This window comes from Bradyrhizobium sp. (genome assembly GCF_049691595.1).
Taxonomy (GTDB): Bacteria; Pseudomonadota; Alphaproteobacteria; order Rhizobiales; family Xanthobacteraceae; genus Bradyrhizobium.
This window is the reverse complement of record NZ_JBAVNZ010000379.1, coordinates 1-7,270: the sequence shown is the minus strand read 5'-3', so window position 1 is coordinate 7,270 and position 7,270 is coordinate 1. Positions and strand designations below refer to the sequence as shown.

Genomic DNA, 7,270 nt, shown 5'->3' with positions numbered 1-7,270 from the left:
TTCGAGATGGGCGACCGCACCGCGATCCCGCCCTACGATTACGATCATATGCGCGTGGTGGCGAACGACATGCCGCCGATCGTGCGGGCATCCTGGTTTCGCGGCGTCTCGGCGCTGCCGAACACGTTTGCGCATGAATCCTATATCGACGAACTCGCGACCGAGGCCGGCATCGATCCGATCGAATATCGCCTGCGCTATCTGACGGACAAACGCGCGATCGATCTGGTCAACGCGGTTGCCGAACGCGCCGGCTGGAAACCGCGTCCGGTGCGCCGGGAGCCGGTTGCCGAAGGCGATATCGTGCGGGGACGCGGCTTTGCTTACGCGCTCTATGTCCACAGCAAGTTCCCCGGCTACGGTGCCGCGTGGTCGGCCTGGGTCGCCGATGTCGCCGTCAACAAGGCGACCGGCGATGTGAGCGTGACGCGCGTCGTCGCCGGCCAGGATTCCGGCCTGATGATCAATCCGGAGGGGGTTCGCCACCAGATCCACGGCAACGTCATCCAGTCGACCAGCCGCGCGCTGATGGAAGAAGTGTCGTTCGACCGCGCCCTGGTGACGAGCCGCGAATGGGGCGCCTATCCCATCATCAAATTCCCGGATGTCCCCAGGATCGACGTCTTGATGCTGCCGCGGCAGGATCAGCCGCCGCTCGGCGTCGGCGAATCCGCGTCCGTCCCCAGCGCCGCCGCGATCGCCAACGCGATCTTCGATGCGACCGGTGTTCGCTTTCGCGAACCGCCGTTCACGCCGGAACGCATTTTGAGGGGGTTGCGCGGCGAAGCGCCGTCAACGCCGGAAGCATTGCCTGCACCCGCGCCGCGACCCGCGGCCTTGTCTGACCAATGGCAGAATCCGTTTGTAAAGCGAAGCGGCGTACTCGCCGGTGTCGCGGCATTATGCGCTGCCGCGCTCGGCGTCGGCGCCGCCGTGCTGCCATGGCGAGCGATCGCGCCGATCGCCCGGCCGGACGCCTCGGTCTATGCACCTGCGACCATTGCCCGCGGCCAGCAACTCGCCGCGCTCGGCGGCTGCGCGGACTGCCACACCTCCGTGAATGGCATTATCAATGCCGGCGGCAGGCCCCTTGAAACCCCGTTCGGCACCATCTACTCAACCAACATCACGCCCGATGTCGAAACCGGCATCGGCGCGTGGTCTTATCCCGCCTTTGAGCGCGCCATGCGCGAGGGCATTCATCGCGACGGCCGGCATCTCTACCCGGCGTTCCCCTACACGCATTTTGCCAGAACGACGGACGCAGACCTGCAGGCGCTCTACGCCCATCTGATGGCGCAACCGCCGGTGCGATCGGGCAATCCGGAAAACATGCTGGCGTTTCCCTTCAATCTGCGCCCGCTGATGGCGGGATGGAACGCGCTGTTCCATCGGCCTGCCGTGTTCCAGGCCGACACGACAAGATCCGAAATCTGGAATCGCGGTGCCTATCTGGTCGAAGGCCTCGGCCATTGCAGCGCCTGCCATTCGCCGCGCAACACGCTCGGCGCCGAGAGGCAACAGGCTTATCTCGCCGGCGGCTTTGCGGAAGGCTGGGAGGCGCCGCCGCTGACCTCGCTCTCGCACGCGCCAATCCCCTGGAGCGAGGATGAACTGTTCGCCTATTTGCGAACGGGCGAGTCGCGCTTCCATGGCGTCGCCGCCGGCCCGATGGCGCCGGTGGTGAAAGAACTCGCGGCGCTGCCCGACCAGGACATCCGCGCCATGGCGGTCTATCTCGGTTCCTTCAACGGCACTGCCATTGACAATACCTCGCAAGACGCCCTCGCCGCCAAATTTGAAGCCTCGACCCGCACCGCGGCGGCCTCGAGTTTCGGCGCCCGCCTCTATCAGGGCGCTTGCGCGGTTTGCCATGAGGTGGGCGGTGCACCATTGTTCGGCAGCCGGCCGTCGCTGGCACTGAACAGCAATCTGCACAGCGCGGTGCCGGACAATCTGATCCAGGTCATCCTGCATGGCATCGCGACGCCGGTATCGAGCGACCTCGGCTACATGCCGGCCTTCCGGGATAGCCTGACCGACAGCCAGGTCGCGGAGCTTGTGTCCTACCTCCGGCGGCAGTTTGCCCCGGACCAGCCGGCCTGGAGCGATATCCAAACCGCCGTCGGCCGTATCCGGCATGGAATCCCGCGCTGACCTGCCATACCGGCCCGAAACCCACTGGTTGCGCGGCTTCCGGCGCGATAGAGTTCCGCCATGGCAGTGACCGATATCGCGACCCGAACCTATAATCACGGCTGGCGGCTTGATCCGATCGTGCGCAGCCTGCTGGACACCGATTTCTACAAGCTGTTGATGCTGCAGATGATCCGGGAGTTCTACCCGGACACCCGCACGACCTTTTCGGTGATCAACCGCAGCAAGCATGTGCGGCTTGCCGAGGTGATCGATGAAGGCGAGCTTCGCGCCCAGCTCGATCACGCCCGCACCATCCGCTTCGGCAAGAAGGAACTGATCTGGCTCGCCGGTAATACGTTCTACGGCAAGACCCAGATGTTCTCTCCCGATTTCATCAACTGGCTCGCGGGCTTCCGCCTGCCCGACTACGAACTGCAAAAGGTGGACGGCCAGTACGAATTGCATTTCCATGGGCCGTGGACCCACACCACCATGTGGGAAATCCCGGCGCTTGCCATTCTCAACGAGTTGCGCTCGCGCCGGGCTACCAGGGGACAGGGCCGCTTCGTGCTCGACGTGCTCTATGCCCGCGCCAAGACCAAGCTGTGGTCCAAGGTCGAGCGGCTGCGCAAGCTGGAGGGCCTGCGGCTTTCCGACTTCGGCACCCGACGGCGCCACGGTTTCCTGTGGCAGCGCTGGTGCGTCGAGGCGGTCAAGGAAGGGCTCGGCTCGTCCTTCACCGGCACCTCCAACGTGCTGCTGGCGATGGACAATGACCTCGAAGCGATCGGGACCAATGCGCATGAATTGCCGATGGTGGCCGCCGCGCTCGCGAATTCCGACGAGGATCTGCGCTGGGCGCCGTACCGCATCCTCGACCAGTGGCGGCATACCTATGGCGGCAACCTCCTGATCGCCCTCCCCGACGCGTTCGGCACCAAACCGTTCCTGCGCGATGCGCCGGACTGGGTCGCGGACTGGACCGGTTTTCGCCCGGACAGCGCGCCGCCGATCACCGCCGGCGAAGACATCATCAAATGGTGGAAGCAGAAGGACCGCGATCCCAGGGAGAAGCTCTTGGTGTTTTCCGACGGCATGGATGTCGGCTCGATCGAGGAGACCTATCGCCATTTCGCCGGCCGCGTCCGCGTCAGTTTCGGCTGGGGCACCAACCTCACCAATGATTTCGTCGGTTGCGCGCCGGACGGCTCGGCCGACCTCGACCCGATCTCGATCGTCTGCAAAGTGACGTCGGTCGACGGCAGGCCGGCGGTCAAGCTGTCGGACAATCCGGAAAAGGCCACCGGCATCCCCTCCGAGGTCGAACGCTACCTGCGCGTGTTTGGCAATGTCGGCCGGGTTCGCACCGCCGTACACGTCTGAACCAGCGCGGATCACTTCCCGTCCAACAATTTGACCTGACGAGCCCCGCATGCCCGCACCCAAGCTGCCTGCCTTCGAAACCCTGAGCCTGCATGCCGGCCAGCGCCCCGATCCCGTGACGGGCGCGCGCGCGGTTCCGATCTATCAGACCACGTCCTACGTCTTTCAGGATTCCGACCACGCCGCCGCGTTGTTCAACCTGGAGCGGGCCGGCTACATCTATACCCGGATTTCAAATCCCACCACCGCGGTGCTGGAGGAACGGCTGGCCGCGCTGGAAGCCGGCGTCGGCGCGATCTGCACGGCGAGCGGCATGGCGGCGCTGCATCTGGCGATCGCAACCTTGCTCAATGCCGGCGATCATATCGTCGCCTCCTCCTCGCTCTATGGCGGAACCATCAATCTGCTCGCGCACACGCTGCCGCGCTTCGGCATCACCACGAGCTTCGTCAAGCCGCGCGCGCTGGAAGAATTCCGTGCGGCGATCAAGCCGAACACTCGCCTTTTGATCGGCGAAACCATCGGCAATCCAGGCCTCGAAGTGCTGGACATTCCGGCGGTCGCGCAAATCGCGCATGATGCCAAAATTCCGCTGTTGATCGACAACACTTTTGCCACGCCTTTTCTCAGCCGCCCGATCGAGCTTGGCGCCGATATCGTGATGAACTCCGCGACCAAATGGATCGGCGGCCATGGCATCGCGATCGGCGGCGTCATCGTCGATGGCGGCCGTTTCGACTGGCATGCCTCCGGCAAATTCCCGGTTCTGACCGAGCCCTATGCCGGCTATCACGGCATCGTCTTCGACGAGCAGTTTGGCCAGGCCGCCTTCATCATGCGCGCCCGCACCGAGGGGCTGCGCGATTTCGGCGCCTGCCTGTCGCCGACCAATGCGTTTCAACTGCTGCAGGGCGTGGAGACATTGGGCGTCCGCATGGAGCGCCACATGACCAATACGCTCGCGGTGCTCGAATTCCTGACCGCCAACAAGGCCGTCGAATGGGTGCTGCATCCGGCGCTGGAAAATCATCCCGATCACGAACTGGCAAAACGGCTATTGCCGCGCGGCGCCGGGTCGATCGTCAGCTTTGGCATCAAAGGCGGCCGCGCCGCCGGCAAGAAATTCATCGAGGCGCTTCGCATGGTCAGCCACCTCGCCAATGTCGGCGACGCCAAGACGCTGGTGATCCATCCCGCCAGCACCACCCATCAGCAGATGGACGCCGACCAGCTTCGAGCCGCCGGCGTCGGCGAGGAACTGGTGCGGCTGTCGGTCGGCATCGAGGCCGTGCCTGATATCGTTGACGATCTCGGCCAGGCGCTTCGCGCGTCGCAGAGGGCTTGAGCCATGCAACTGAAAGTGAATGGGATCGATGCCTTCGTCGCCACCGGCGGCCGGCCGTTCGATCCGTCGCTGCCCGCGGTGGTGATGCTGCACGGCGCCGGCTTCGATCATTCGACCTGGGCGCTGCACAGCCGCTGGTTCGCCCATCACGGCTATTCGGTGTTGGCGCCGGACCTGCCCGGCCACGGACGTTCCTCAGGCGATGCGCTTCCGACGATTGCCGAGATGGCCGACTGGACCGCCGCCCTGCTCGATGCAGCCGGCGCGTCCAAGGCAAGGCTGGTCGGCCATTCCATGGGCTCGCTGATCGCGCTCGAGACCGCCGCGCGCCATCCGGCAAAAGTGTCCGGGCTTGGCCTGATCGGCACGGCGGCGACGATGACCGTCGGCCCCGATCTCCTGAAGGCGGCCGAAGCCAACGATCCCGCCGCCATCGACATGGTGTCGATCTGGGGATTGGGTTTTCGCGCGGAATTGGGCGGCAGCCTCGCGCCTGGGCTGTGGATGCACCAGGGCGCGCAGCGCGTGTTGCAGCAGACCCGCCCGGGCGTGCTCTTCAACGACCTCAACGCCTGCAATTCCTACCAGAACGCCCTGACCGCGGCGGCCTCGATCAAGGTGCCCGCCACCTTCATTCTCGGCGAACGCGACATGATGACGCCGGCGAAGGCCGGCAAGACGCTGGCCGCGGCCACGCCAAACTCCCGAACCGTGATCCTTCCCGGCGCGGGCCACATGATGATGGTCGAACAGCCCGACGAATTGCTGGTCGCGCTACAGCCATGAAAAGCGGAGCTGCGGATGCTGCAATAGGGCTGTCGAAACCGCTTCGCCGGCGCTAGAATTCACCAAGAAAAAGCCGACCTCAGGGGAGAAAACAATGAAGGATTACCTGGTCTCGCGCCGTTCCGTACTGGCCGGCACGGCGGCGGCAGGCGCGCTTGGCCTGACCGGCTTTCCCGCACGCGCAGCCGAGCCGCAGTGGAAGAAATATGCGGGCACCAAGCTCGAGGTGATCCTCGCCAAGGGGCCGCGTGGCGACAACCTGCAAAAGTACATCAAGGAGTTCACCGACCTGACCGGTATCCAGGTCGAGTCGGAGCAGATTCCCGAGCAGCAGCAGCGGCAGAAGGCCGTGATCGAACTCGCCTCCGGCAAGCCGAGCTTCGACGTCGTTCACGTCAGCTATCACGTGCAGAAGCGCCAGTTCGAGAAAGCCGGCTGGCTCGCCGACATCTCCGGCTTCATGAAGGATCCGACCCTCACCGCGCCGGATCTGGTCGAAAGCGATTTCTCCGCCGCCGGCCTGCAATACGCCAGGAACGACAAGGGGCAGATGCTCTCGCTGCCGTGGTCGGTCGACTATTTCATCCTCTATTACAACAAGGAGCTGTTCCAGAAGAAGGGCGTCGCGGTGCCCAAGACTTTTGACGAGATGGTCGCGGCCGCCGAAAAGCTCACCGATCCCAAGGAAGGCATCTTCGGCTTCGTCGGACGCGGCCTTCGCAACGCCAACATGACGCTATGGACCAACTTCTTCCTCAACTATGGCGGCGAATTCCTCGATGCCAAGGGCAATATCCTCACCGACGGCCCGGAAGCTATCGAGGCCACAAAACTCTATCAAACGCTGCTCACGAAAGTCGCCCCTCCCGGCGTCGCCGGTTTCAACTGGATGGAGTCGATGGCGTCGTTCACGCAAGGTAGGTCGGCGATGTGGATCGATGGCGTCGGCTGGGCGCCGCCGCTGGAAGATCCGGCCGCCTCGCGCATCGTCGGCAAGGTCGGCTATACGGTGGTGCCGGCCGGACCCAAGGGGCAGTATTCCGCGACCTATGGCGACGGCCTCGGCATCGCGCAGGCGAGCAAGAACAAGGAGGCCGCCTATCTGCTCTGCCAGTGGGCGGTCTCGAAGGCGCAAGGCGCGCGGCTGCTGCAGGCCGGCGGCGGCGTTCCGTTCCGCAATTCGATCCTCAACGATCCCGAGGTGCGCAAGGGCGTCAAGATGCCGCCGGAATGGCTGCAGTCGGTGATCGATTCCGCCAAGATCAGCAAGCTCGGCCTTCCCGTCGTGATCCCGGTCGCTGAATTCCGCGATCTCGTCGGAGCCGCCCTTACCGCAACACTTTCGGGCGCCGACCCGGCCGCCGAACTGAAAAAAGCCCACGAGCAGTACCGGCCGATCCTGGAGCGCAGCGAGAAAGCGTGACGGCGGTACCCGAAGTCACCCCGGCCGCGGCGGAAGCGAGCTCTGCGCCGGGGCAGCAATTACGGGCGCCGTCCTACTGGCCGTTCGTGTTGCCGGCGCTGGTCGTGGTGCTCGCGATCATCATATTCCCGTGGCTGTTCACGATCTGGATGAGCCTGCACGAATGGAAAGTCGGCTCGCCAACTACCTTTGTC

At 64.6% G+C, this 7,270-nt stretch carries 5 protein-coding genes and 1 pseudogene; all 6 read left to right on the top strand.

What is annotated here, in order from left to right:
• On the top strand, window positions 1–2,157 hold a 2,157-nt coding region (locus WCE35_RS16475), incomplete at its 5' end, for a c-type cytochrome (RefSeq protein WP_424594395.1).
• A 60-nt stretch (window positions 2,158–2,217) separates the two neighbouring features.
• Window positions 2,218–3,522, top strand: a complete 1,305-nt coding sequence (gene pncB / locus WCE35_RS16470) for a nicotinate phosphoribosyltransferase (protein ID WP_424594394.1) — start codon at window positions 2,218–2,220, stop codon at window positions 3,520–3,522.
• A 49-nt stretch (window positions 3,523–3,571) separates the two neighbouring features.
• Window positions 3,572–4,867 carry an O-acetylhomoserine aminocarboxypropyltransferase gene (locus WCE35_RS16465; protein WP_424594393.1) on the top strand — a complete coding sequence of 432 codons (1,296 nt, stop codon included), beginning with the start codon at window positions 3,572–3,574 and terminating at the stop codon, window positions 4,865–4,867.
• Window positions 4,868–4,870: 3 nt separating this feature from the next.
• On the top strand, window positions 4,871–5,653 hold the full coding sequence (locus tag WCE35_RS16460; protein ID WP_424594392.1) for an alpha/beta fold hydrolase: 783 nt from the start codon (window positions 4,871–4,873) through the stop codon (window positions 5,651–5,653).
• A gap of 94 nt (window positions 5,654–5,747) precedes the next feature.
• Window positions 5,748–7,076, top strand: coding sequence for an ABC transporter substrate-binding protein (locus tag WCE35_RS16455; protein WP_424594391.1), 1,329 nt, complete (start codon window positions 5,748–5,750; stop codon window positions 7,074–7,076).
• Window positions 7,073–7,270: pseudogene (locus tag WCE35_RS16450) on the top strand (sugar ABC transporter permease); the annotation flags it as partial. The gene WCE35_RS16455 and the pseudogene WCE35_RS16450, both read left to right, overlap by 4 nt.